Origin of the sequence: Streptococcus sp. 27098_8_82, from assembly GCF_041431615.1 — a bacterium.
Lineage (GTDB): Bacteria > Bacillota > Bacilli > Lactobacillales > Streptococcaceae > Streptococcus > Streptococcus sanguinis_K.
Map to the genome: position 1 here is coordinate 114,551 of NZ_JAPVYB010000002.1, position 24,535 is coordinate 139,085.

Consider the following 24,535-nt stretch of genomic DNA (forward strand, 5'->3'; position numbering starts at 1 on the left):
CAAACAAAATCTAATTTTTGAATAGATCTGCTATATAAATAGAAACTGTTACTAGCTTCATTTTTCTTTGTTCTAAAAAACTATCCATGTCCAGTTCTGTTCAAGATTTTCTACGAGCAATAGAACGAAAAGAGCTGGAAAAATTCCAACTCTTCTTTGTTTATTCTTGATTTTCAGTTGCATCCTCTACACTGTTTTCAGCTGGTGTAGAAGCTTGCTCCTCTTGAACTGATGAAACAAAAGGATTATCTTGAACAGGTGCCTGAGTTCCAAAATCTTGAGGTGTTGACTGCTCAGGTGTTTCAGCAGTAAATGGATTTTGAACTGGTTCTGTTTGCTCCACCGCTTGACTTTGCTCAGAAACAGGTTGTTGTGGCTGTTGACCAAACTGCTGTTCTTGGAAGCCACCTTGTTGCGGCTGTTGGCCAAATGGTTGGTTTTGGACAGGTTGTTGTGACTGACCAAACTGTTGTCCTTGGAAACCACCTTGTTGTGGCTGTTGACCAAATGGTTGATTTTGAACAGGTTGTTGTGGTTGTTGACCAAATGATTGGTTTTGGACAGGTTGCTGTGGTTGCTGACCAAATTGCTGACCTTGGAAACCACCTTGCTGTGGCTGTTGACCAAATGGTTGGTTTTGAACAGATTGTTGTGGTTGTTGACCAAACTGTTGTCCTTGGAAACCACCTTGCTGTGGCTGTTGGCCAAACTGCTGACCTTGGAAACCGCCTTGTTGTGGTTGTTTTTCATAGTTCAAACCTTGATTGTATGGCTGTTGTCCAAACTGTTGTCCTTGGAAGTTTTGCTGACCATATGAATTTCCAACCATTTCAGGCTTAGATCCTTGACAAAGCAAAACAATCAAAGCAATACTACATGGAAGAGATACTATTCCTGCAATAATATTTAGAACTGGAATAAATGATAGTAAAAAAGGACCAACATACAAGAAAAGAAATGCCCAATGATAACCAGCATCACGTAAACGACGGACAATGATAGCTAAATTAGGTACAAAAGTTGCCAGAGCATAGAGAATTAAGATGAAAATAAAGATTACAGCGAATCCTGCTCCAGCCAAGATTGCTGATGGATCTGATTCATATCCATAAGTTGAGTCTTGAACTGCTGCTGAAAGAATACTTCCAAAAGCAGATGCCCAAAAAATGATAAATAGCGGTGCAGTAACAATAACATGGCATAAAACTACCCACCAATAGTCTGACCGGCTAGACCGGCTTGAAAAATCAGCATAGTGTGTCCAGAATTTTTTATATGCAGCAAACATAAAATTCTCCTCTATAATTTTTTATACCCATTATCTTATCACAAATGCATAAATAAATCAATATGACTTCCTAACTGAAGCTAAGCAGTCTACAAAGTATCAGTTGGCATCTTTAACGCAGCTATCAACGAACCGTTTCAATCCTCCAGGAATTCCAACCAATCAAACGAATGGCCCCCTGCTGGTCAGTTCGATAGATGGCTGTATTAAACTTCTTAAATCTTTGCAAAGTTTCCTGATGCGGATGTCGATAACGATTATTCTGGCCAGCTGATATCAAGGCCAGTTTCGGCTGAATTTGCTCTAAAAACTCTGGACTGGAAGAGCCTTTGGAGCCATGGTGTCCTGCTTTTAAGACATCTGCTTTCAGCTGAGGGAATCGCTGCAGCAGTTCAATTTCTCCCTGCCTTTCCAAATCACCTGTAAACAAAAATTTTGTCTGAAAGAACTCCCCGTAGAGTACAATTGAATCATCATTTCCACCGTCTCCTGTTCCGCTAGGATAGAGAACCTGCAAAACTGAGTCAAACACCGGAATCTCATCTCCTACTTCTACGACATGGACAGAAGTTTCTATCTGCTCCAGTTTTTGAACAAAATCAAGCTGAGTCAGACTTCCTTTAGAAACATAGATTTCCTTGATGGAAAAATGCTTAGCTACCTCCAGCATATCTCCCATGTGATCGGTATCGGTATGAGTCAGGACCAATACATCCAGACTAGCAACGCCACGACTTTTGAGATAGGGAATTAAGGTCTTTTCTGCATTGGATGAAGTCTGTCGCTCCTGCCAAGCCTCTTTCTTTCCTATCTCGACTCGTCCTCCTACATCAATCAAAACCGTCCTGCCTCGCCAGTCCCTGAGAAAAATGCTATCTCCCTGACCAATATCCACTACTGTGATCTCGTTTTGCAGCGGATGCCTTGTTAGAAAAAATAAGAGAAGAGTAAGCAAACTAAAAGATAAAAGCCAGCTTTTCTTTCTCCGAAAGTCATAGATTAAAGCCAAAACCAAAAGCAGAGCAAACAGTAACCAGAGGTTGGGCTTCCCAAAAATCAAAGGACGCGGAGTAAAATCAGCTACCCAACGAATCACATCTTCGAGTAACTCAAAGAAAAAATTGGCCTGAGAAATTTTTACAAGTGGTGACAAAATAAAAATGAGGGTTAACCCCGGTAGCATCAGCAGGTCAAAGAATAGTGAAAATAGAAAAGTTAAAATCACAGACCAAGGCTGAAATTCAGAAAAATAGTAGATTAGTATAGGCAAAATCCCCAATGAAATAGTCAGACTTTCCGCTAAAAGCTTACGAATCGGCGGTAACTTTTCAAAATCCATCATAGAAATCAAAAAGGCATAGGCGCAGGACAAGACACCGCCTGCTGTCAGAAGAAAATTGGGCATGATGATAAAGAGAACCATCAGTGTCAGAGCAAAGTTATCTAATCTGGTCAGTCCTTGCTGGGCCAACAACTTCTGAACTAAGCTTCTGACGACAGAAACAGAAAAGCCTGTCAGTCCAGCGTAGATAAATGAAAAAGGTAGCTGCAAGGCGTTTACTGTCTCCCTCTTCATCCCCAAACGTAGAAGAATCCTGCGAAAACCATCCAAAAAGAAACCTACCTGCATACCAGACAAGGCAAACAAGTGGATGATACCCAAGCTAGAATACAGATTGCTCATTTCCGCAAACTCCGTATCCAAGTCACCAAACAAGAGTCCAGTCATATAATGACTCATCGGGCTGGGAAAATTACTTCGAATATAGACCAGCGCTTTTCTCCGCCAAACAGACAGCCAATCCAGTGGATTTAAGCTGGAAAATGGTCTTAGTGACTGAATCTTATTGATTTTTAAGGTACGGTAAATCCCCTGACTCTTTAAATAAGCCTGATAGTCAAAGCCCGAAAAATTTCGTTGCTGCTGGGCGTGTTCAAACTCTGCTTCAACATCAAGGACGACCAAATCTGTCAGTTGCTGAAAATCTTCCTTTTCACTGGCTGATTTGATCTTGTAGAAGACCTGATAAAGCCGACCGTCCGTTCGCCCTCGAAAGGATAGGGAATCTCCATTGACTTTGATCGTATCCGGCAAAACTTGAACCAAGCTAGCTGAAGGAGGTTCCTGCCTAAAGGCCTGCTCTGCCATTTCCCGACGAAGCAAGAAAAAGAGGACAAAAAGGGACAGGAATGCCAAGGCAGCTAGACTTTTTTTGAGAGGATAGCTGAAAAAGAGACGAAGTAGAAGTACCCCCAACCCAAAATAAGCCAAGGAACTGCCAGAGTAGACTGCAAAATAGGCCCATACAAGGATGAAAGCTAGATAGATAGGGGGGAGGGGTAGCTTTTTAATCCACTGTGACATATTCTTTCAGCTTTTCTAAGGTCTTATCTCCAATACCTGACACCTTTTTCAGATCATCTACTGACTTGAAGCGGCCATTGCTTTCGCGGTAGGCAATGATGTCTGAAGCCCGCTTCTGCCCGATGCCTGAAATAGTCTGCAGTTCAGTCTCTGTCGCCGTATTTAGATTGACCTTGTCCGACTTTCCACCACTGGCACCAGCAGAATCAGAAGCTCCTGCTTGATACTGGCCGGTCTGTGTGACATCGGCTCCTTCTTCACCAATCTTTGCCACATAGATTACTGCTTCATCTGTTAATTTTTGTGCCTGATTAATGGACTTAGCCTCGGCGTCTGCTGTCAATCCGCCAGCTTTTTGGATGGCTTCATGGACTCTCGCTCCCGCTCTCAGCTCATAGACACCAGGATTCTTAACTGCGCCTTTAATATCCACAGTGACTTGCTCACTCTCCTCTTCATCCGCCTTGGCCTTAGAAAGAACTTTTTCACTCTCTTCATCAGCTGAGCTGGATGAGGAAGTTACCTCTTGACTCAAGGCGGCCACCTGATTTCGCGGCTGGTGATTTCCTTTGATGAGGAAAAAGCCACCTAGCACAGTACCAACTACTGCCAGACCGACAAAGAGTTTGTATTCTTTCAGCTTTTCAATGATTTCTTCAAGCATATTTTTCTCCTTTGTCTTTTTATTCGTAAAAGATTGCAAAAAAATAAAACAAGCCGAGAATATTTTCAGCTTGTCATATTTTAAAATCTTTATTTTGCAAGAAGTCGTATAGATAGAAAGGCCATTGACAAAAATAGAAGCTGCAATATCAGTCTGCTTTGCTTATCCTGTATATCCAAGCTTCTATCTTTTGAGCTCTGCTATGCAAAAAAGCCAGATTTGCTAAAAGAAAAGCCATCACAAGCACGCTTAGAATCAGAAGCAGCGGCCAAGAAACTGACTGCTGACATAGATAAAGGATAAAGACTAAGATGAGTATAGGAAAAGTCGTCAAAGCTGTGAAGCCGCCCGGTACCCAGCGACGAAAGCGAAACACTTGCATGATATGGCCCAGCAAATGGAGAGTATGACAGAAGCCAATAGCCAGAGCCAGCTCGGGAATGCGAAATAGAATCGCAAGCAACAAAAGGCTAAAGGCCAGCAGAAATTCCTCCGCAATCATCAGAGCTATACTTTCAGCAGAAAGATAACTTCCTCTTCTGGCAATGAACATCTCCTTTTGATAGTCTTGATGGTCTTGATTCTGAGAAATCCAAGGCCGAACCAGGATAATCTCATCAAACTCGTGCAGCATAAATAGTGATAAGGTTACAAAAGATAAAAAAGTAAGAGACATGGCATCCTCCTTATAAAACATACCAACATTATAACTCACTTGCATACAAAAATCAGCTCCCAAGCAAAATTGCTCAGCAAGCTGATTAGTATCTTATTTTCTATGCTTATCTGGATCCCAGACAAAGCTAGCAAAAAAGCTGAAAATGATGGTCAAAATTCCAATCAAAATAGCAGGAATAAAGACAAAGGCACGTAAAATCCGTAAGAAGATATTGCCTTTCTTTTGTGTCTGGTAAGGGGCTACTTCAGCATCCAGACGGTCAAACTCAGCATGAACACGGCGGGCCACTTCCTCAACTCCCTCATCATTCATCTTCTTAATGTCTGAAATATCAATGGGATTACCAAAATTCATATCCACACGCTCCCCAGCTGCCAAGCCTTTGAGGCTCATAGGACCAGCATAGACCACTGGCATGATACGGACTTTAGCCATCTTAGCAATCACTGCCACTCCTCCCTTGACATCCGTAGAATGGCGGCTGCCGCTTGGGAACATAATCAGAGAACGATTGCTCTTTTTCAGCATATTGACAGGATATTTGATAGCTGACGGACCAGGATTTTCCCGGTCGATAGGAAAAGCACCGCACATGCGAATCCACCAGCCGAACACCCGATTTTCAAAGAGCTGTTTCTTGGCCATGAAAATGAACTGCTTGGGCTTGGTCGCAAAAGCCATGTAAACTGGATCCCACCATGTTCGGTGAGGGGCCACCAAGATATAATTTTCATCTTTTGAAGGAATCTTTTCTTTATTGTGGTAATGTGCATTGCCGTTTAAGGTCCACAGGATAAAAATCACTAAACCTCGCAAATAAGTATAAAACATAAACTCTCCTTATTTCAAACCAAAATTATACTTGAAATTTATTACATCCTTTCCCATTATACCCTATCCCATTATAGTCTGCAATATTTTTCCAAACTTTGGCTGTAACAGCTGATTCTGATAGCCATTTCCATAAAAAAATGGTATCATTAATCTCATGAACAAGAAAGAATTAATTGGTTTAAACCAAACCCAAGTAGATGAAAAGATTTCGCAGGGCCTGACCAACGATTTTATAAGTGACACCAGTACTAGTAACTGGCAAATCGTTAAGCGGAATGTTTTCACCCTTTTTAATGCCCTTAACTTTGTTATTGCTCTAGCCTTGGTCTCTGTCCAAGCCTGGAGCAATCTGGTCTTCTTCGCTGTTATCAGCTTTAACGCCGTCACTGGTATTATTACGGAACTGCGAGCCAAACGCATGATTGACAAGCTAAATCTGGTCAGCCGAGAGCTGGTCACAGTCATCCGCGATGGCCAGGAAGTCAAGATTCAGCCAGAAGAAATTGTACTGGGTGATCTGATCAAGCTGTCAGCCGGCGAGCAAATTCCCAGTGACGCCCGTGTAGTAGAGGGTGTTGCCGAGGCCAATGAAGCCATGCTGACAGGGGAGAGTGACTTGGTTCTCAAGGAAGAAGGCGCTGAGCTGCTGTCTGGTAGCTTTCTGGCTAGTGGGCAGATCTATGCTGAGGTGCACCATGTCGGCGCAGATAACTATGCCAACAAGCTCATGACTGAGGCTAAAACACTCAAGCCTATCAACTCGCGCATTCTTTACAATCTTGGGAAAATTTCCCGCTTTACCGGAAAAATTATCATTCCTTTCGGAATGGCTCTCTTCTTTGAAGCCCTGATGATAAAGGGATTGCCTGTCAAAAACTCTGTCATTACCAGCTCGACAGCCCTTTTGGGTATGCTGCCTAAGGGAATCGCTCTGCTGACAGTCACGTCACTCCTGACAGCTGTCATCAAGCTAGGTATGCGCAAGGTCCTTGTTCAGGAAATGTATTCTGTTGAAACTCTGGCTCGGGTGGATACTCTCTGCCTGGACAAGACTGGGACAATTACTCAAGGTAAGATGACTGTTGAAGCCTTACATAGCCTTTCAGATAAGTTTTCTGATGAGACTGTCGGTCAAATCTTAGCAGCCTACATCCAAACCAGTGAGGATAATAACCCAACAGCCCAGGCTATCCGCAAGGGCTACGGCTACCTGGAGCACACCTATACTAGCGACAATGTCATCCCATTTTCTAGTGACCGAAAATGGGGGGCTATGCATTTATCAAGTGTCGGAACCATCTTTTTGGGGGCACCTGAAATGCTGCTGGACAGCAATCCTGCAGCGGTTGGAGAGGCTCAAAAACGCGGATCTCGGGTTTTGGTACTGGCTCACAGCGACCAAGTGCTAGACAAACACAGCATCCGTCTGCCTGAAGATATGACTGCTCTGGCTGTTCTGGAAATCACCGACCCTATTCGTGAGGGAGCAGCCGAGACACTGGACTACCTGCGCTCTCAGGATGTTGATCTGAAAATCATCTCTGGTGACAATCCAGTGACCGTTTCCCATATTGCGAGCCAGGCTGGATTTGCCAACTACGACAGCTACATCGACTGCTCTAAAATCAGCGATCAAGAACTGGTTGAGCAAGCAGAAGAGACTGCCATCTTTGGCCGTGTCTCTCCCCATCAGAAGAAGCTGCTCATCCAGACTCTTAAAGCCGCTGGTCGGACAACAGCCATGACGGGAGATGGTGTTAATGATATCTTGGCCTTACGTGAAGCAGACTGTTCCATCGTCATGGCCGAGGGAGACCCCGCAACTCGGCAAATTGCCAACTTGGTCCTTCTTAACTCCGACTTTAACGATGTCCCCGAGATTCTTTTTGAAGGTCGCCGGGTCGTTAACAATATCGGCCGGATTGCTCCGATTTTCTTCATCAAGACCATCTATTCCTTTATCCTAGCTATCATCTGTATCGCCAGTATCCTGCTCGGAAAACCTGAATACCTCTTGATTTTCCCATTCATCCCGATTCAGATCACCTTGATTGACCAGTTTGTCGAAGGTTTCCCACCCTTTGTCCTCACCTTTGAGCGCAATATTAAGCCGGTTGAAAAGCACTTCCTCAAACGCTCCCTGCAGCTTGCTCTGCCAAGCTCCCTCATGATTGTCTTCAGCGTGCTATTTGTCCGCATCTGGGGCAGCAGCCATGGCTGGAGCGACATAGAAATGTCCACCCTGACCTACTACTTGCTAGGCAGCATCAGCTTCTTGTCAGTCATTCGGGCCTGCCTGCCACTCAACCTATGGCGCAGCCTGCTTATTATCTTCTCTGTCTTTGGCTTCTATCTATCAGCCTTTGTCCTGCAGCACCTTTTGGAAATTGCAACGCTGACAGCCGCAACTTTACCAGTCTATCTGATTCTCATGGTCGTTTTCGGACTTGTCTTTGTGGCCTGCACCATCAAGCAGAAATACAGATTTGATTAAGAGCTAGCTAAAAAAGAATCAGCATTTAAGCTCATGGAAACATGCGAGGGTTCTCGCATGTTTTTTAATTGTGCAAAAACTTCCCATATCCCTTTGGAATCCTTGCTAAATCATGCTATAATTGACTTATGAACGAAGCAAAACTAAAAGACGGAGAACGCGTCAACCAGCTCTTTTCGACAGATGTCAAGATTATTCAAAATAGTGAGGTCTTCAGCTATTCGGTAGACAGCGTGCTGCTCTCCCGCTTTCCCAAGCTGCCCCAGCGAGGTCTGATTGTCGATCTTTGTGCTGGAAATGGCGCTGTTGGACTTTTTGCCAGCACTCGCACCAAGGCTCAGATTCTCGCAGTCGAGATCCAGGAACGTTTGGCAGACATGGCCGAGCGCTCCATCGAGCTCAATGATTTGACTCAGCAAATGCAGGTCATTCAGGACGATCTGAAAAACCTAGGACGCTATATTACTGGCAGCAGGGTTGATATGATTCTCTGCAATCCTCCATATTTCAAAGTGGACAAGCAATCCAATCTCAATGAAAGCCAGCACTACCTTTTAGCCCGCCATGAAATTTCAACCAATCTGGAAGAGATTTGCAAGATCGCCCAGCGAGTCCTCAAATCCAATGGTCGGTTGGCCATGGTTCATCGACCAGAACGCTTTTTAGATATTTTAGATACCATGCAAGCCCACAACCTGGCTCCCAAGCGCATCCAGTTTGTCTATCCAAAGTTGGGTAAAGAGGCCAATATGTTGCTTATCGAAGCTATTAAAGATGGTTCCCGCGACGGTCTAAAAATCCTGCCCCCTCTCTTTATTCACAATCAGGACGGCAGCTACACTCCGGAGATTCACGAGATTTACTATGGAAAATAAAGCCTATATGTACGTGCTTGAATGCGGGGACGGATCCCTCTACACGGGCTACACAACGGATGTTCAAGCCCGACTCAAAAAACATCAAGCTGGCAAAGGAGCCAAGTACACCCGCGCTCGGCTGCCTGTCGCCTTACTTTACCAAGAAGAACACCCTAATAAACCAGCCGCCATGTCGGCTGAAGCCCTCTTTAAAAAGAAAACTAGACAAGCCAAACTGGCTTACATCAAAGAAAGGACTCAAAATGCCTGAAATCCAGTTTAAAGGCGACTTTCATCATATCGAAATTTCCCCAGACAGCCAGCTTGATATCGGTCAAGATGTCGTCTTCCAATCTTTTACCAGCCTCAGTGTAGCCAGCAGAGCACAACTCAAACTAGGAAACCGGGTTTTCTTTAACGATCACTGCACTGTCCGCTGTCAGCACTCTATCGAAATCGGGAAAGACACTATGTTTGGCGACGGGGTCCGCATTTTTGACCATAATCATCAGTATTCTAATTATCACATTGAGAAGATTGATTTTACTGTTGCGCCGGTTAAGATTGGAGCAAACTGCTGGATTGGGGCCAATACTGTGATCCTCAAGGGTGTGACCATTGGCGATAATGTCATCATTGGAGCCAACAGCTTGATTTTCCAAGATATTCCCAGCAACTCTATCGCCATGAGCAAGGAAGAGCTTATCATTAAGGAGCGTCCACAGGGCAATTTCCACGCCTTTACGCTGACAGCTTCTGATACCTTGGAACAATTGGCCTATTTAGCAGAAAATCTGCCAGACTTGGAATTTCACATTGCTGCCAAAACCAATATTTCTCCTTACTTGGCCAGCTTTAAGGACTATCCCAATATCAACCTCTACACCAATATTCACCAAGATGACTTTATTGAAGATTTGCTCGATAGGGCGGATATTTACTTGGATATCAATCACTGGGGAGAAGTCGACCAAATTGTCCAAAGGGCTATCAGCAAGGGAAAGCCAGTTTTGGCTTTCAGCCAAACTGCCCACCAGCCTGAAGAAAATACTTTACTTTTTGAAGCGAACCAACCCCAGCAAATGGCTGATGAAATACGAAAATTCATGCAAGAAAAGGCTAGGACATAAACGTCCTAGCCTTTCTTTTGCAATCAATATGCATTATATTAACTTTATTCACCAGCAATTCCATTTGGAATGATAACTTCCTTGAGTAACTGCTCTTCTTCCTTGATACGGACATAGAGGGTGATACAGTAGAGCGGGAAGAGGATGAAAAGAGCAAAGTAAGCATGACTGAGCAGGGCCAAACCCACCAATTCTGGTACAACATTCAGAAAATAATTAGGATGTTTGACATTGCGAAAGAGCCAGTGGTCAACAAACTTATGATCCTTAACCAGCATGAGCTTGATGGTCCAAACTGGTCCCAAAAGCTTGGCAACAAGGTAGAGCATAAACATAGAAAAGAGCAACAAGACAGCCCCCAATAGGCTCACAAAGTCAAAAGCCGGCTTTTTCAGGAGCAACTCCAGAAAGCAAACTGCATAAAAAAGCATGTGTAGGTACTTCATGATAGTTGAGTTTTTCACCCCGTACTCCATGCCACCCTTGGCCAGAATATCCTGCTCATTCTGAGAGGATTTCCTCAAAAACACCAAACGAAAAAGCGACACAGCCGCAAAAATCACTATAATGATTGTCATAAGACCTCCTAAAATTTAATAATACATTTTATTATATAAGGAATTCCGCGACTAAGTCAAGACTGTTGTTTACAAAATCGACCAAGATATAAAAAAGCTGCGACTAGAATTTCTAAACAAGATCCCAGTCACAACCTCTATAAAATATTTATTTGAAGCAAGTTTCTCTCATCGGTCAGACATCACAGAATTTCAACATAGGTGCTGTATTTTTCCTTGACTTTCGGAGCGATATTGTCGTCCGTCACAACTGCACTGAGGTTGTCCAGCCGGTAAAAAGAGTAGAAAGAATAGCTGTCAAACTTGCTGTTATCGGCTACAATGTATTTGCTGATGGCATTGTTAAGGATAATCGCGTCGCCGTTGCCTTCCTCTTCATTGCTGGTCGTAACATTATGACCGTCAATGCCATTCGCTCCAATAAAGGCCTTAGAAACCTTGATTTCTTTCAAAAGATTATTGGCAAACTGACCGACAAAGGTTTGAGTCTTAGCCCGATAACGGCCGCCAATCAGAATTAAATCTAAGTTGGCTCTTTCTTTTAACTTTTCAAAAATTGGCAGCGAATTGGTGACAATGCTGATATTTTTGCCATCCAAATAGTCTCCGATAAAATCGGTTGTGGTGCCTGACCCAATAAAGACCGTATCCCCGTCAGCAATCAAATCCGCACATTTACGGGCAATCTGCTTCTTCTCCTCAACATTCAGCATTTGCTTTTCTGAATGGGAAATCTCGTTAAGAGCATTTTTGACCTTCTTATGGGCTCCGCCATGAACTCGGGTCAGCATGCCCTGCTTCTCCAAATCAATCAAATCCCGACGGATGGTCATATCCGTAACGCCCAGCATTTCTTTGAGGTTTTTAACAGCAACCACACCTGTTTGATCCAGTTCTTGCAGAATGATTCTATGTCTACTTTCTTTCATTTTACATTCTCCTTTTGCTCCTGAATTTCTTACAGACTCACCTTCACCTTATTATACAACAGTTCCAGCATATAAACAAAGATTTGTGAATTTTTTTATTTTAATTGACTGATATGTTGAATTTTGATATCGAAATTAGTTGAAATACTTTGAATCCTGTTCTATAGCAAAAACACCAGAAACAGTTCACAGCAGAAATAAGGAGGCTATAATTTACTTTGAAAAACAGGACTGCTTCAATCAGCATGATTAAGGAAACTACATTGGCTCATACTTATATTTCTGCAGAACTGAGAATAAGAAGATTTATTGAACAAACAAAAAGAGAGAACTTGCATTCTCTCTCGACGCTAAAATTGCCGCCAACTCTAATTAACAATCTGCCTTATTTATCACCCTTGTTGCGGATAACAAAGCCGGTTTTCTTCTCGCTAGAAGTATTGCGTGGCTTCTTGTGATCCTTGCGGTAGCGATTTTCTTTGTCAAAACGCTCGTCTTTGCGACCTTTCTTAAATTGATCGCGACGGCCACCTCGGTCACGGCGATTGTCATTACTGCGACGGTTGCTATTTCCGCCCCGACTGCCCTTGCCTTTTCCACCAAAGCCTCCGCCAGACGGTTTAAATGGCAATGGTTTTTCACGGGCAATTTCTACTTCAGGAAGGGCATCTGGATCCTGCACCGTCAAGCTGAGGATATACATAGCCAGCTCTTCTGGGCTGAATTCTGCTGCCAGCTTGCGGGCATCCTTGCCAAATTTCTCAAAGTTAGAACGGATGCTTTCATCAGCAAAATCGCGTTCAATCTTCTTAAGGGCAACTTTTTTCTTAGCTTGGAAAGCTTCTTCTGCAGTGGCAGGCTTGAGGCCTTTCATGCGCTTCTTGGTCAGATTTTCGATAATCTGCAGATAGCCCATTTCATTTGGCGCTACGAAAGTAATAGACTGACCTGACTTACCAGCACGACCGGTCCGACCAATCCGGTGAACATAGCTTTCTGGATCCTGCGGAATGTCGTAGTTGTAGACATGGGTCACACCAGAAATGTCCAATCCACGCGCGGCCACATCTGTCGCCACCAAGACATCCAAATTGCCGTTTTTAAAGTCGCGCAGAACGCGAAGACGCTTGCCTTGATCCAAATCACCATGGATACCCTCTGCTCGGAAACCGCGGATTTTCAGGCCACGAGTCAGCTCATCCACCCGGCGCTTGGTCCGGCCAAAGACGATAGACAGCTCAGGCTGCTCCACATCCATCAGGCGGGTCATGGTATCAAATTTTTCATTTTCTTTGACACGGATATAATACTGGTCTACCAGCTCTGTCGTCAGCTCTTTAGCAGCAATCTTGACATGCTCAGGTTCCTTCATAAACTTGACACCGATACGCTTGATAGCATCCGGCATAGTCGCTGAAAAGAGCAAGGTCTGACGCTCTTCTGGCACACGGGAAATGATAGACTCAATATCTTCCAAAAATCCCATGTTAAGCATTTCATCCGCTTCGTCCAAGATTAAGGTTTCAATCTGATTCAGCTTAAGCGCCTTGCGTTTGATCAAGTCCAAGAGACGGCCAGGTGTTCCTACGACGATATGAGCACCTGATTTGAGGGCCTTGATTTGCTTTTCGATGCTGGAGCCACCGTAGACAGAACGCACCTTGACCCCCTTGCTGCGGCCAAAACGGAAAAGCTCTTCCTGACTCTGCACAGCCAATTCACGGGTCGGAGCAATAATCAAAGCCTGCACAGCAGGATTATCTGTATCAATCTTCTCCAAAGTTGGGAAGCCAAAGGCTGCTGTCTTTCCTGTCCCTGTCTGGGCCTGACCAATAACATCCTTACCTGCCATAGCAAGTGGAATTGTCTGCTCTTGAATAGGGCTTGCTTCTACAAAGCCAGCTTTTTCAATCTCTGCTAGTAATTCAGCAGATAAATGTAATTCATTAAATTTCAATGTTCTTCTTCTTTCTAAAGGCGGTGCGAAGCCACCTTATAAGGCTTTTGATACTCAACTATCGAAACATACCAAGCACTTGTTGCTTGTTAAATCTCGATTTTCTGAGAGTATTCGCTCTTCTCTTCATAAATATGGTCTCTCAAGTCCAGGCACTAAAAAAGCGCCGACTCGGTCGCTAGTTCCCACTGAATAGAAAAACTATATTTCTGCAACTAATCTAGTATACCACAAAAGCACCTAAAAAGATAGGACTTGGCTGTAAAATATTTTATTAGAGATTCTTTTGTAAAAAATGAAAACTTGAAAATCATTTTCAAAAACATTATAATCTACAAAGAAGAAAGGAGACAGGTATGAATAAAATTTTACGAGTGATTTTCATTTTACTAATCTTAGCTATGCTGGGCGCGGCTATAATCCAGATATTCCAGCCCCAGCTATTGGGCAATGAGTCCATCTATGGTCTAGCTCCCTACTGGCAGCGGGAAATTGGTTTCTGGAATCTGGCTATTCTTCCTTTAATCATTGCCGCCAACATGAAGTATGATTGGTTCTATCTGCGTATGACCTTGCTAGCACTGATTCTGGGTGGGCTGGGCTTTGGAACCAACCATCTGCTAGGCTATCTGGAAAAGGCGAATCAAGCCAATCTACTGGGCTGGATTGAAAATTATCTGCTCGTCTTCTGCTGGATCATCGGCTGGGGAATGGAATATCGAAAAAGGCAAAAAAGTGATGAAGAGACCGTCTAGATAGGCAGTTTCCTCATCGCTTTTTTCTTCACTATAAGCACTTTTCTATATTAGCCAGCAGCTCCTCAGCAAATTGTCTAGTGGTCAAAGCTGCTACTCCTTCCAGCTGACTGGCAAAATCCACTGTCACTTTTTGCTCAAAGAGAGCCTTCTCAATAGCCTTAGTCAGGAGATGAGAGACCGCCGGCCAACCAATGTAATCAAAGAGCATGGCCCCCGATAAGAGAAGAGAACAAGGATTAGCCCTGTTTTGACCTGCTATATCTGGCGCCGTCCCGTGAGTAGCTTCAAAAATAGCATGACCAGTCTCGTAATTGATATTGGCCCCTGGCGCAATACCAATCCCGCCCACCTGAGCTGCCAAGGCATCGCTGGCATAGTCACCATTTAGATTGGTCAAGGCGACAACATCAAATTTCTCTGGATTGAGCAGAATCTGTTGCAGAAAATTATCCGCTATGACGTCCTGAATGACTAGTTTTCCAGAAGCCAGCTCGTCCACATACTCTCTTTGAGCTAGTTCATAGCCCCATTTCCGAAAACCGCCCTCTGTAAATTTCTGGATATTGCCCTTGTGAACCAGAGTGACACGCCTTAGTCCTTTGGCTAGTGCATAGTCAATAGCTGCCCGTATCAGCCGCTCACTGCCCTGCTTAGAAATAGGCTTGATCCCAATAGCAGAGCTTTCTGGGAAGCGAATCTTGTCAACCTGCATATCCCCCTGCAGGAAATCGATGACTTTTTGGACTTCAGCCGTTCCACTCTCCCACTCAATCCCTGCATATATGTCTTCTGTATTTTCCCGAAAAATCGTGATATCAGTCTTCTCTGGGTGCTTGAGCGGACTGGGAACTCCCTTGAAATAACGAACTGGTCGCAGACAAGCATAGAGATCCAATTCTTGTCTCAGGGCCACATTCAGCGAACGAATCCCTTCTCCGACTGGGGTTTCTAGTGGGCCCTTAATAGCCACTAGATGGCTCTTAATCGTTGTCAGTGTTTCATCCGGTAGCCAGTCACCCGTCAGGTCCGCCGCTTTTTTCCCAGCCAAAACTTCCTTCCAAACAACCTTTCTCTGCCCACCATAAGCCTTTTCCACTGCCTTATCAAAGACCAGCTGGGCATTTTCCCAGATATCCACTCCAATCCCGTCACCTTGGATGTAAGGAATAATCGGAGCATCCGGCACCTGCAATCGCCCTTTCTCAAACAAAATCTTATCTGCCATTTTATCTCCTTCCAATGGGAAGATACTCCAAACCTTGAGCACCAGTATAGTTAGAACGCGGCCGAATCAGCTTATTATTCTTACGCTGTTCCTGAATATGGGCAATCCAGCCAGCCACCCGACTCATGGCAAAAATCAGGGTATAGATACTGCTGTCAATGCCCAACACATGGTAAACAGTAGCCGAATAAAAATCGACATTCGGTATCAGATGCTTGGTATGCTTCATATAGGCTTCAATTTCCTCTGAAAGCTGATACCAGACCTCATCCTTAGTTCCTTTTGTCAAGTCCTTGGCCATTTGACGCAGGTATTTTTCACGCGGATCTTGGGTCTTGTAAACCCGGTGGCCAAAGCCCATAATCTTCTCGTGAGAGGCCAGCTTTCGGTCCAGGTAGGCTTGGCAATCCCCTTCCTCTCTGATCTCTCTCAGCATGTCAAAGACACATTCATTAGCGCCGCCATGAAGAGAGCCCTTGAGCGCTCCAACGGCTGCTGTCACGCAGGAATAAATATCGGTCAAGGTTGAGGCGCAGACTCGAGCTGCAAAAGTTGAAGCATTGAGCTCATGGTCGGCATGGAGCACCAAGGCACAGTTAAAGGCTTTGACTTCAAGCTCACTAACTTCTTCTCCTTTGAGCATATAAAGGAAATTAGCCGCAAAACCTAAATCCTCCCGCGGCTCTATCGGAGTCTGACCCGACCTCAGTCTGGCAAAAGCCGCAATAATGGTCGGCATCTTTGCCATAAGCTGGATGCTCTGCTCATAGGTTGCTTCTAGAGAAGCTTCCTCAGCATGGACATTATAAACACCCAGAAGACTGACCGTTGAGCGCAAGACACTCATGGGATGAAGATGCTTGCGGGACTGGATAAGAATGCACTGCTCCACCGCATCGCTAATGGCATAATTAGCTCGCAGATCTTCTTCAAAATGCTTGAGTTCAATCTGAGTCGGCAAATGCAAATGCCACAGCAGGTAAATCACCTCTTCAAAACTGGCATGGTGCTCTACCAATTCAGAAATATTGTAGCCTGCATAAGACAAAGAATCATCCACAATCTGGCTAATCCTGGTATCACAAGCAATGGTATCTTTCAAACCGTCCGTCTGACTCATGCTCACACCTCCTCTAATTTCTTTCTAACGACCATTGGCAAAATCCCCCCATTTTCATAGTAACGAATATCCGCCTCTGCATCAAAACGCAGCCGAGCTTGAAAAGCTATTTCTTCAGCGCCTTTCCGCGCTACCACGTCAACTAGCTGGCCAACTTGTGGGTTCTGTGGCAGATTGATGTCGAAAGTCTCCTTGCCTGTTAAGCCCAGACTAGCCGCATTTTGGCCCTCTAGATACTGCAGAGGAAGAATCCCCATCATGACCAGATTGGACCGGTGGATGCGTTCAAAACTCTCTGCCAGCACCACCTTGACGCCCAAAAGATTAGCCCCCTTAGCTGCCCAATCGCGGCTGGACCCCATACCATAGTCTTTGCCAGCTAGGACAATGGTATCAATTTGCTCTTTTTTGTAGCGCATGGCCGCTTCATAAATGGATAGCAACTCCCCTTTATAATCTGTGTAACCACCAATTTTTCCATCTGCCAGTTCATTTTTAATCCGAATATTGGCAAAAGTCCCCCGCATCATGACCTCATGATTGCCCCGACGGCTGCCATAGGAATTAAACTCTTGGTAATCCACTCCGTGTTCTAGCAAATAGGAAGCTGCAGGGCTGTTTCTGGCAATATTTCCTGCTGGGGAGATATGGTCTGTCGTCACCGTATCCCCAAATTTTGCCAGCACTGCAAGATTTTTCAGAGGCTGAATGGCTAAATCATCAGCCAAGCTATCAAAGTAAGGTGGATTTTGAATATAGGTCGAAGCCTGATTCCACTGATAATTTTGAGAAGAGGATGTCGGAATCTGATTCCATTTTTCATTGTCATCAAACACATGGGCATATTCTTTTTCAAAAAGCTGGCGTGTCACATATTTTTGAACATAGTCAGCAATCAAGTCATGCTCCGGCATCAAATCCATCAAATAAACTGGCTGCCCTTTTTGATCATAACCCAACGGCTCACTAGTCAGATCGATATTGGTATTTCCAGCCAGAGCATAGGCAACTACCAAGGGAGGACTAGCTAGGAAATTGGCCTTGACCAGTGGATTGATCCGTCCTTCAAAATTCCGATTTCCTGAAAGAACAGCACTAGCCAGCAAGTCAGTATCCGTAATCGCCTGAGCCACTTCCGGTCGGAGATTTCCTGAATTTCCAATACAAGTAGTGCAGCCATAGCCAACAACATTGAAACCAAGCTGATCCAGATAAGTTTGCAGACCACTCTTCTTGAGATAGCCTGTGACCACCTTGCTGCCCGGAGCCAAAGAAGTCTTGACAGTCTTTGAAACCCGTAAGCCTTTTTCTACTGCTTTCTTGGCCAAAAGCCCTGCCGCCATCAGGACATAGGGATTGGATGTATTGGTACAGCTAGTAATGGCTGCGATAGCCACATGGCCTGTCTTAATCGTCTCCTCATAATCAGAAAATTGAACCACTGCAGACTTTTCCAGCTCGCTCTCATCTAGACCAAAGCCTCGGACCCCCGCTTCTCTGACTAAACTAGCTTGAAACTCCTCTTTAGCAGTTGTTAATTCAATCAAATCCTGGGGTCGCTTGGGTCCTGAGATACTCGGCACAATGCTGGACAAATCAATTTCGACTACCTTGGTATAGTTCGGCTCAACCTTTTCATCATAGAAGAGGTGATTTTTTTGAGCATAGAGACGGGTCAGCTCGATATGATCTTCTGAACGATTGGTCAGACGCATGTAATTGAGCGTTTCCTCATCTATCGGAAAATAACCACAGGTAGCCCCGTATTCCGGCGCCATATTAGCCACTGTTGCCCGGTCAGCCAGACTTAGATTAGACAAACCAGGCCCAAAGAACTCGACAAATTTGCCAACAACATTTTCCTGCCGCAAGATTTGCGTGACCTTTAAAGCCAAATCCGTCGCTGTCGCAATCTTAGGTAGCTTGCCCAAGAGGCGAACACCAATCACCTCAGGAACTGGGAAATATGAAGCCTCACCCAGCATGGCAGCCTCGGCCTCAATCCCACCGACTCCCCAGCCCAGAACACCGATCCCATTAATCATAGTCGTATGACTGTCCGTACCAAACATGCTGTCCGGATAGAGTTGGCCATCCTTTTCAATGATGACATCACTTAGAAATTCGATATTGACCTGATGGATAATCCCAGTAGCAGGGGGAACCGCACGGTAATTATCAAATGATTTTTCTGCCCACTTGAGAAATTCGTAGCGCTCATTATTGCGGACAAACTCCTGAGTCATATTGGCCTCCAGAGCTGTGTCACAGCCATAAAAATCCACCTGAACACTGTGGTCAATAACTAAATCAACCGGAATCTCTGGATTAATCTGATCGGCTTGACCTCCCTGTCCTACAATCGCATCGCGCATACTAGCCAAATCCACCACGACAGGAACACCCGTAAAATCCTGGAGAATAACTCGGCTAGGCTTAAAAGGAACTTCTCCACTTGGTGATTTAGCTTGATAATGCACCAAAGAATTAATGTTATCTTTTTTAACGTCTATACCATCTTCCTTACGAAGAACACTTTCTAATAATATTCGTATAGAATAAGGAAGTCCTTCTATATCCCCTCCTAGTAGAGATGAGGCTTTTTCAAGGTCTACATATTGGTATAATTTGCCTTTGTAATTTAAATCGTTTAGGTATTCTGCCATATTTCTACCCCTCACTTATTTTAAATTGTTTTATATTATACTTTATTATGAAATTTTATGCAATAAAAATTATAATTTTTATGTTATATTTTCTAACACAAAATAACAGTTTTTTAAATATAGACCAACTGTACCAATCATTTTCTTTCCTAAGTAAGAAAAAAAACAAGCACCATTCTCAGTGCTTGTTATAGGGAAAATAATTTCAAATATTTACTTCTTATTGGCTAACCATTTAAGAAGCTTGGTTAGAAGTCCCCAGATGATTAGACTAATGACAACAATATAAATCCAGGCGTTTTTATCATTAGACAAGGGCAGAGGAACATTCATACCAAAGAAACCCGTGATAACTGCGAGTACTGCCAAAAGGACCGAAATAATGGTCAAGACCGTCAAATTGTCATTCAGATTGTTATTCAGGATATTATTGTAGGAGCCAGAGAGCTGGCTGAGAACTTGAGCAATCAGATCAGTCATCGAAACGAGCTGACGAGCCTCAATCATAGCATCCTCAAACTGCTCGGTTTCTAATTCATCAAAACGGCGATAAATGCCATGACTTTTGATATGCTCTAGGAGCATGCGATTCTGCTTAGCTGCAGCAACTAGATAGACCATAGAAGTTTCCAAGTCTGACAGGGCAAATAGGTGTTTTTTGGTAGTGGTCTGACGCAGGAGAGCATTAATCTCATCCTTGCGCTTGTCCATCCGCTCAACGACCGGATAGTAAGAATTGGAGACCAACTCCAGACTAGCAAAGAGAAACTTATAGACCGATACTGGCTCATGACGCTCAGTATAGGCTTTCATCATATCCACAACATAGGCATTGTCTTGGTTGCTGATCGTAATGAGCCGTCTCTGTTGCACCACAAAGGTCATGGGAATCGTCTCATAATGTTCCTTATCTGTCGCTAGATTAAGGACATTGTAGATAAAGACAACCGTTCCATTCTCACGATTGTAGTCCATGTGAGCCCGCTCGTTCTTATCGAGTGCATACTCGATGGTCTCCTGATCAATTTCATAATCCTGATAAATCCGTGCGTTCTTTTTGAAACTATCTGAGTCAATGTTGATCCAGACAGACTGATCTTTTAGTTTTCTTTCCAGAAACATGGAGCTCCTTTCTACAATGTAGAATAATTCTCTAATAAACTAGCGCCCAACTTCATAAACTCTTCCTGCAAGCAAATATGCAATATCGAAGCACAAAACCAATCAAATCAACTGCCTCGCCTGACGAGATTAGTCAAGTGGCTAGCAAGGGGCCAAACTGAACTCGGCCTTAGTAACTTTAGTTTGTTATACAATCATAACAATCCCATTCACTTCGACACGGAGTTTGGCAAATCGATTTTATTTGCCAAACGCAGTTAGTACGGTACTTAGCCATGGTCCCATAGGACATGGCGTAGATTGCTTAGACTACTATGTAGCAAAGCAATCTTAGTACGTTACATCTTCTCTTCCAGTTTAACATCTGGATATTTGTCCGCGAACCAGCGCAAGGCAAAGTCGTTTTCAAAGAGGAAGACTGGCTGATCAAAGCGGTCTTTGGCCAGGATGTTACGGCTAGAAGACATACGCTCGTCCAGATCATCTGGTGAAATCCAACGTACAGTCTTTTTGCCCATAGGATTCATGACTACTTCAGCATTGTATTCATTTTCCATGCGGTGCTTGAAGACTTCAAACTGAAGCTGACCGACAGCGCCTAGCATGTACTCGCCCGTCTGGTAGTTGGTATAAAGCTGGATGGCTCCCTCCTGCACCAGCTGTTCAATCCCCTTGTGGAAGGATTTTTGCTTCATGACATTCTTGGCTGAAACCTTCATAAAGATCTCTGGAGTAAAGGTTGGCAGAGGCTCAAATTCAAACTTATTCTTGCCTACAGTTAGGGTGTCACCAACCTGATAAGTCCCCGTATCATAAACCCCGATAATATCACCGGCTACGGCATTGGTCACATTCTCACGACTCTCAGCCATAAACTGGGTAACATTGGACAACTTGGCGGACTTGCCAGTGCGAGGCAGATTGACACTCATACCGCGTTCAAACTCTCCTGAAACGATACGAACAAAGGCGATACGGTCGCGGTGGCGCGGGTCCATATTGGCCTGAATTTTAAAGACAAAGCCTGAAAAGTCTGGGCTGAGTGGCTCGACTACCTCGCCATCTGTCTTCTTGTGGCCATGCGGTTCCGGAGCAAACTTGAGGAAAGTCTCCAGGAAAGTCTGCACACCAAAGTTGGTCAGGGCTGAGCCAAAGAAAACAGGTGTCAGCTTACCCTCCAAAATCGCTTCTTCTGAAAATTCATTTCCAGCTTCGCTCAAGAGCTCAATGTCTTCCTTAACTTGCTCATAGAAAGGGTTAGAAGCAAACAGTTGGTCACCTTCTGCCAGAGTCGCAAAGCGCTCCTCACCCTTATAAAGCTCCAGCCTCTCATTGTAGAGGTCATAAAGTCCTTCAAAGCTCTTCCCCATGCCAATCGGCCAATTCATCGGATAGCTGCCAATACCCAAAATCTCTTCCAATTCTTCCAACAAGTCCAAGGGCTCGCGACCGTCACGGTCCAGCTTGTTCATAAAGGTAAAGACTGGAATGCCACGGTGTTTCACAACCTCAAACAATTTCTTAGTTTGGGCCTCAATACCCTTGGCCGAATCAATAACCATGACCGCAGCATCCACCGCCATCAAAGTCCGATAAGTATCTTCTGAGAAGTCCTCGTGCCCCGGCGTATCTAGAATATTGACCCGCTTGCCATCGTAGTCAAACTGCATGACAGAGGAAGTCACTGAAATCCCCCGCTGCTTCTCAATATCCATCCAGTCAGACTTGGCAAAATTACCCGTCTTTTTCCCTTTGACCGTCCCAGCTTCACGAATCTCGCCCCCAAAATAGAGCAACTGCTCGGTGATGGTTGTCTTCCCCGCGTCCGGGTGGGAAATAATGGCAAAAGTCCGGCGTTTCTTAATTTCTTCTTGTAAAGTCATCTTCTTCTCTTTCTTTCATTTAGGATAATGGTAAATCTTAGTATTTGTTTTTTTATTTTACATCGGAGTATTTCAATCCTTTCAACCTACCTATTATAGCGGATTTAGCGCTTTTTTTCAATGATCTAAAGAAGATAAAAATCGCCCTTTCGAGCGATTCTATTCTCCTATGTCAATGAAATTTCCTTTAAAATCTGACAATGACACTGCTAAAGAGAAAAATTGCAAAGACGAAGACTAAACCCAGTAAATAGAGCAGGCGCTTTTTCTGGTTTCCAGCTCTTCTTTTTCCTCAGATGTCATGGAAAAAATGGCCTTATTCTGTTTCAAGAGATAGAGGACAAAGTCTCCTCCCCTTTGTCCGTTAGCTTTAAGAAATCCCAAAATTTAGGGTGTTTCATTCTGCGAACAGAAGCGTCTAGTTGAACCAACTTAATGAGTTGATAGACAAACAGTCCATTTGTTACTAGAAGCAAGGCAAGGCATGATAAGGCTTCTTAATTTAAGAAAACTCCTGCCAAATTAACTTGACAGGAGCTATAAATTTAAAGTGAATTAACTGCGGACCAAACTTAACTGCTTTTTCCACCGTTTCTTAAACAATATATCAAAGAGAACCAGAGCCAGAGAAAGGATGACTGACACAAGGAGGTACTTTATCCATAGGGGGGCATCAGGGATGAAAGGCGGACTTTTTAGCAGACCGTAATTTCCTCCGGTCACTTGATTAACGCCGACTAGGAAAAGATTGAGCCCAAAGGTGTAGGCTACAATCATGTATTTCTTGAGCAGGGTCTTGTCATAGTGATTCATCAGATAAATCAAGGAATTAACCAAGAGGGCATAGTGGCCAATTAGGAAAGAAAAGCTGGTAATGTGCGGGAAATCATAGGGGTCAAAAACTGGATAGCCCAAGGCAAAGACCGCTCCGCTAGCTCCTAAAAGAGCAAAATACTGCTTGCTGCGCCATTTGTCTGGCAGAAAGACCACCGCAAACATAGCCAGGCGGCAATGATAAAAGGGTAAGCTGTTGGTAAAGGGAATTCGAAAACCAAAATACCAGCTATAAAGCATCAGCAGTTGAGCAATCTGAATCCACTTAAAAGCTTTGACAAAACGCGGATTATCGTGGTATTTGAGCGAGCTCCAAATAGACAGCAAGACCAGAGCAATCATCACAGCATACCATAAAATCGAGATAGGCGGTGCTACCGTTTTTGTCGTAGTTAAAAAATCTTTCATAAATCCTCCATGTGATAATTAAGTTAGGGTGACTGTCTTGGTCTGCTCCAGGCGCTTAAAAATTTCAGAAACCAAGCAGACTGCTGCACTTAAAACGATTGAGACAAGCAGATAATTGAGCAGGAGTCCGTGATTGCCAACAAGCGGCGGATCTGTGAGAAATCCATAAGAACCCTTTGTCAACATATTGATAACAAGCAAAAAAGCATTCATCAGAAAGGTCATCCACACCACTCGCTGCCAGCTCATAGAGAAAGTATGATAATATCTGAAAAGATAAATCAAACAATTTCCCAAAAGCGCTAGATGGCCGATGATAAAGGACAAAATAGTGATATGGGGAAAAGGGTAAGGATCAAAAATCGGATAAATAAAGGCTACAATAGAGCCAAAAGTCCCCAAAAGTGCAAAATAAAATTTATACACTGAACGATTAGGCAGAAACAGCAAGGCAAACATAGCCATTCTGCAATGATAAAAAGGAAGACTCTCAGACAGCGGAGCAGCAGTCAGCATATACCAAGAATAGAGGCCTATCAGCTGGCAAGATTGCATCCCGACAAATAGCTGCTGGTAAGGCTTCCGATTGTAGTAGCGATAGGAAAGCCAGATAATCGCAAAGACCAGCCCCAAAAGAACAAAATACCAAAGTCCCAGTTGAGGCGGTTCGGTTTTATAGGTTGTAAACATATCTCTTATTCCCATCTCCTAGGTTTCCATTCTAATATAAGGTTTGAACAAGGT

Annotated in this window: 20 protein-coding genes; 5 read left to right on the forward strand and 15 right to left on the reverse strand. The window is 44.0% G+C overall.

Going from position 1 to position 24,535, the window contains the following annotated elements:
* Positions 1 to 160 precede the first annotated feature (160 nt).
* The 5 genes from O3627_RS03880 to O3627_RS03900 all read right to left on the reverse strand — a co-directional run bounded on the left by O3627_RS03880 (position 161) and on the right by O3627_RS03900 (position 5,827).
* On the reverse strand, positions 161 to 1,288 hold the full coding sequence (locus tag O3627_RS03880) for a DUF805 domain-containing protein (RefSeq protein ID WP_048771585.1): 1,128 nt from the start codon (positions 1,286 to 1,288) through the stop codon (positions 161 to 163).
* Positions 1,289 to 1,412: 124 nt separating this feature from the next.
* Positions 1,413 to 3,653 (reverse strand): DNA internalization-related competence protein ComEC/Rec2, encoded by a 2,241-nt coding sequence (locus O3627_RS03885; RefSeq protein WP_002906998.1) that lies wholly within the window; start codon positions 3,651 to 3,653, stop codon positions 1,413 to 1,415.
* Complete coding sequence (locus tag O3627_RS03890) at positions 3,637 to 4,317, reverse strand: helix-hairpin-helix domain-containing protein (protein WP_032916008.1); 681 nt, start codon at positions 4,315 to 4,317, stop codon at positions 3,637 to 3,639. The genes O3627_RS03885 and O3627_RS03890 overlap by 17 nt, the downstream gene beginning before the upstream one ends.
* 148 nt (positions 4,318 to 4,465) lie before the next feature.
* On the reverse strand, positions 4,466 to 5,014 hold the full coding sequence (locus O3627_RS03895) for an HXXEE domain-containing protein (RefSeq protein ID WP_185756104.1): 549 nt from the start codon (positions 5,012 to 5,014) through the stop codon (positions 4,466 to 4,468).
* Positions 5,015 to 5,086: 72 nt separating this feature from the next.
* Complete coding sequence (locus O3627_RS03900) at positions 5,087 to 5,827, reverse strand: 1-acyl-sn-glycerol-3-phosphate acyltransferase (RefSeq protein ID WP_002900842.1); 741 nt, start codon at positions 5,825 to 5,827, stop codon at positions 5,087 to 5,089.
* 157 nt (positions 5,828 to 5,984) lie between these two features.
* Here O3627_RS03900 and O3627_RS03905 point away from each other — a divergent pair, with 157 nt between their 5' ends.
* The 4 genes from O3627_RS03905 (at position 5,985) to O3627_RS03920 (ending at position 10,311) form a co-directional block, all read left to right on the forward strand.
* On the forward strand, positions 5,985 to 8,324 hold the full coding sequence (locus O3627_RS03905) for a cation-translocating P-type ATPase (protein ID WP_343091970.1): 2,340 nt from the start codon (positions 5,985 to 5,987) through the stop codon (positions 8,322 to 8,324).
* Positions 8,325 to 8,452: 128 nt separating this feature from the next.
* The gene (locus O3627_RS03910; protein ID WP_343091969.1) at positions 8,453 to 9,199 is read left to right on the forward strand and encodes a tRNA1(Val) (adenine(37)-N6)-methyltransferase; all 747 of its coding nucleotides are present in this window, start codon (positions 8,453 to 8,455) and stop codon (positions 9,197 to 9,199) included.
* Positions 9,189 to 9,452, forward strand: a complete 264-nt coding sequence (locus tag O3627_RS03915) for a GIY-YIG nuclease family protein (RefSeq protein ID WP_315687445.1) — start codon at positions 9,189 to 9,191, stop codon at positions 9,450 to 9,452. Before O3627_RS03910 ends, O3627_RS03915 begins: the two co-directional genes overlap by 11 nt.
* Positions 9,445 to 10,311, forward strand: coding sequence for a DapH/DapD/GlmU-related protein (locus O3627_RS03920; protein WP_343091968.1), 867 nt, complete (start codon positions 9,445 to 9,447; stop codon positions 10,309 to 10,311). The genes O3627_RS03915 and O3627_RS03920 overlap by 8 nt, the downstream gene beginning before the upstream one ends.
* Before the next feature lie 44 nt (positions 10,312 to 10,355).
* Here the strand turns inward: O3627_RS03920 and O3627_RS03925 are convergent, their stop codons facing one another.
* The 3 genes from O3627_RS03925 to O3627_RS03935 all read right to left on the reverse strand — a co-directional run bounded on the left by O3627_RS03925 (position 10,356) and on the right by O3627_RS03935 (position 13,775).
* Positions 10,356 to 10,889 carry an isoprenylcysteine carboxyl methyltransferase family protein gene (locus O3627_RS03925; protein ID WP_111676113.1) on the reverse strand — a complete coding sequence of 178 codons (534 nt, stop codon included), beginning with the start codon at positions 10,887 to 10,889 and terminating at the stop codon, positions 10,356 to 10,358.
* Positions 10,890 to 11,071: 182 nt separating this feature from the next.
* Positions 11,072 to 11,818, reverse strand: a complete 747-nt coding sequence (locus O3627_RS03930; RefSeq protein WP_002897983.1) for a DeoR/GlpR family DNA-binding transcription regulator — start codon at positions 11,816 to 11,818, stop codon at positions 11,072 to 11,074.
* 385 nt (positions 11,819 to 12,203) lie between these two features.
* The gene (locus O3627_RS03935; protein ID WP_002912002.1) at positions 12,204 to 13,775 is read right to left on the reverse strand and encodes a DEAD/DEAH box helicase; all 1,572 of its coding nucleotides are present in this window, start codon (positions 13,773 to 13,775) and stop codon (positions 12,204 to 12,206) included.
* A 356-nt stretch (positions 13,776 to 14,131) separates the two neighbouring features.
* On the opposite strand from O3627_RS03935, the gene O3627_RS03940 reads away from it, so the two are divergent.
* Positions 14,132 to 14,530, forward strand: coding sequence for a hypothetical protein (locus O3627_RS03940; protein ID WP_125381842.1), 399 nt, complete (start codon positions 14,132 to 14,134; stop codon positions 14,528 to 14,530).
* A gap of 31 nt (positions 14,531 to 14,561) precedes the next feature.
* Here O3627_RS03940 and icd read toward each other — a convergent pair whose 3' ends face one another.
* The 7 genes from icd to O3627_RS03975 form a co-directional block, all read right to left on the reverse strand.
* Positions 14,562 to 15,773 (reverse strand): NADP-dependent isocitrate dehydrogenase, encoded by a 1,212-nt coding sequence (gene icd, locus O3627_RS03945; RefSeq protein ID WP_185756083.1) that lies wholly within the window; start codon positions 15,771 to 15,773, stop codon positions 14,562 to 14,564.
* Positions 15,760 to 16,878, reverse strand: a complete 1,119-nt coding sequence (locus O3627_RS03950) for a citrate synthase (RefSeq protein WP_125381844.1) — start codon at positions 16,876 to 16,878, stop codon at positions 15,760 to 15,762. Before O3627_RS03950 ends, icd begins: the two co-directional genes overlap by 14 nt.
* Before the next feature lie 2 nt (positions 16,879 to 16,880).
* Positions 16,881 to 19,544 carry an aconitate hydratase AcnA gene (gene acnA, locus O3627_RS03955; protein WP_125381846.1) on the reverse strand — a complete coding sequence of 888 codons (2,664 nt, stop codon included), beginning with the start codon at positions 19,542 to 19,544 and terminating at the stop codon, positions 16,881 to 16,883.
* Between the two features lie 213 nt (positions 19,545 to 19,757).
* Positions 19,758 to 20,666 carry a magnesium transporter CorA family protein gene (locus tag O3627_RS03960; protein WP_125381847.1) on the reverse strand — a complete coding sequence of 303 codons (909 nt, stop codon included), beginning with the start codon at positions 20,664 to 20,666 and terminating at the stop codon, positions 19,758 to 19,760.
* Positions 20,667 to 21,004: 338 nt separating this feature from the next.
* Entirely contained in the window at positions 21,005 to 22,549 is a 1,545-nt protein-coding gene (locus tag O3627_RS03965) for a peptide chain release factor 3 (protein WP_002917524.1), read from the reverse strand.
* A gap of 555 nt (positions 22,550 to 23,104) precedes the next feature.
* Positions 23,105 to 23,791 (reverse strand): TIGR02206 family membrane protein, encoded by a 687-nt coding sequence (locus tag O3627_RS03970; protein ID WP_002900863.1) that lies wholly within the window; start codon positions 23,789 to 23,791, stop codon positions 23,105 to 23,107.
* An 18-nt stretch (positions 23,792 to 23,809) separates the two neighbouring features.
* Positions 23,810 to 24,496 carry a TIGR02206 family membrane protein gene (locus tag O3627_RS03975; protein ID WP_002900864.1) on the reverse strand — a complete coding sequence of 229 codons (687 nt, stop codon included), beginning with the start codon at positions 24,494 to 24,496 and terminating at the stop codon, positions 23,810 to 23,812.
* Positions 24,497 to 24,535 lie beyond the last annotated feature (39 nt).

Coding starts and splice junctions, on each gene's coding strand:
- O3627_RS03880 (WP_048771585.1), bottom strand. CDS start 1,288: ATGTTTGCTGCATATAAAAAATTCTGGACACACTATGCTGATTTTTCA.
- O3627_RS03885 (WP_002906998.1), bottom strand. CDS start 3,653: ATGTCACAGTGGATTAAAAAGCTACCCCTCCCCCCTATCTATCTAGCT.
- O3627_RS03890 (WP_032916008.1), bottom strand. CDS start 4,317: ATGCTTGAAGAAATCATTGAAAAGCTGAAAGAATACAAACTCTTTGTC.
- O3627_RS03895 (WP_185756104.1), bottom strand. CDS start 5,014: ATGTTTTATAAGGAGGATGCCATGTCTCTTACTTTTTTATCTTTTGTA.
- O3627_RS03900 (WP_002900842.1), bottom strand. CDS start 5,827: ATGTTTTATACTTATTTGCGAGGTTTAGTGATTTTTATCCTGTGGACC.
- O3627_RS03905 (WP_343091970.1), top strand. CDS start 5,985: ATGAACAAGAAAGAATTAATTGGTTTAAACCAAACCCAAGTAGATGAA.
- O3627_RS03910 (WP_343091969.1), top strand. CDS start 8,453: ATGAACGAAGCAAAACTAAAAGACGGAGAACGCGTCAACCAGCTCTTT.
- O3627_RS03915 (WP_315687445.1), top strand. CDS start 9,189: ATGGAAAATAAAGCCTATATGTACGTGCTTGAATGCGGGGACGGATCC.
- O3627_RS03920 (WP_343091968.1), top strand. CDS start 9,445: ATGCCTGAAATCCAGTTTAAAGGCGACTTTCATCATATCGAAATTTCC.
- O3627_RS03925 (WP_111676113.1), bottom strand. CDS start 10,889: ATGACAATCATTATAGTGATTTTTGCGGCTGTGTCGCTTTTTCGTTTG.
- O3627_RS03930 (WP_002897983.1), bottom strand. CDS start 11,818: ATGAAAGAAAGTAGACATAGAATCATTCTGCAAGAACTGGATCAAACA.
- O3627_RS03940 (WP_125381842.1), top strand. CDS start 14,132: ATGAATAAAATTTTACGAGTGATTTTCATTTTACTAATCTTAGCTATG.
- O3627_RS03950 (WP_125381844.1), bottom strand. CDS start 16,878: ATGAGTCAGACGGACGGTTTGAAAGATACCATTGCTTGTGATACCAGG.
- acnA (WP_125381846.1), bottom strand. CDS start 19,544: ATGGCAGAATACCTAAACGATTTAAATTACAAAGGCAAATTATACCAA.
- O3627_RS03960 (WP_125381847.1), bottom strand. CDS start 20,666: ATGTTTCTGGAAAGAAAACTAAAAGATCAGTCTGTCTGGATCAACATT.
- O3627_RS03965 (WP_002917524.1), bottom strand. CDS start 22,549: ATGACTTTACAAGAAGAAATTAAGAAACGCCGGACTTTTGCCATTATT.
- O3627_RS03970 (WP_002900863.1), bottom strand. CDS start 23,791: ATGAAAGATTTTTTAACTACGACAAAAACGGTAGCACCGCCTATCTCG.
- O3627_RS03975 (WP_002900864.1), bottom strand. CDS start 24,496: ATGGGAATAAGAGATATGTTTACAACCTATAAAACCGAACCGCCTCAA.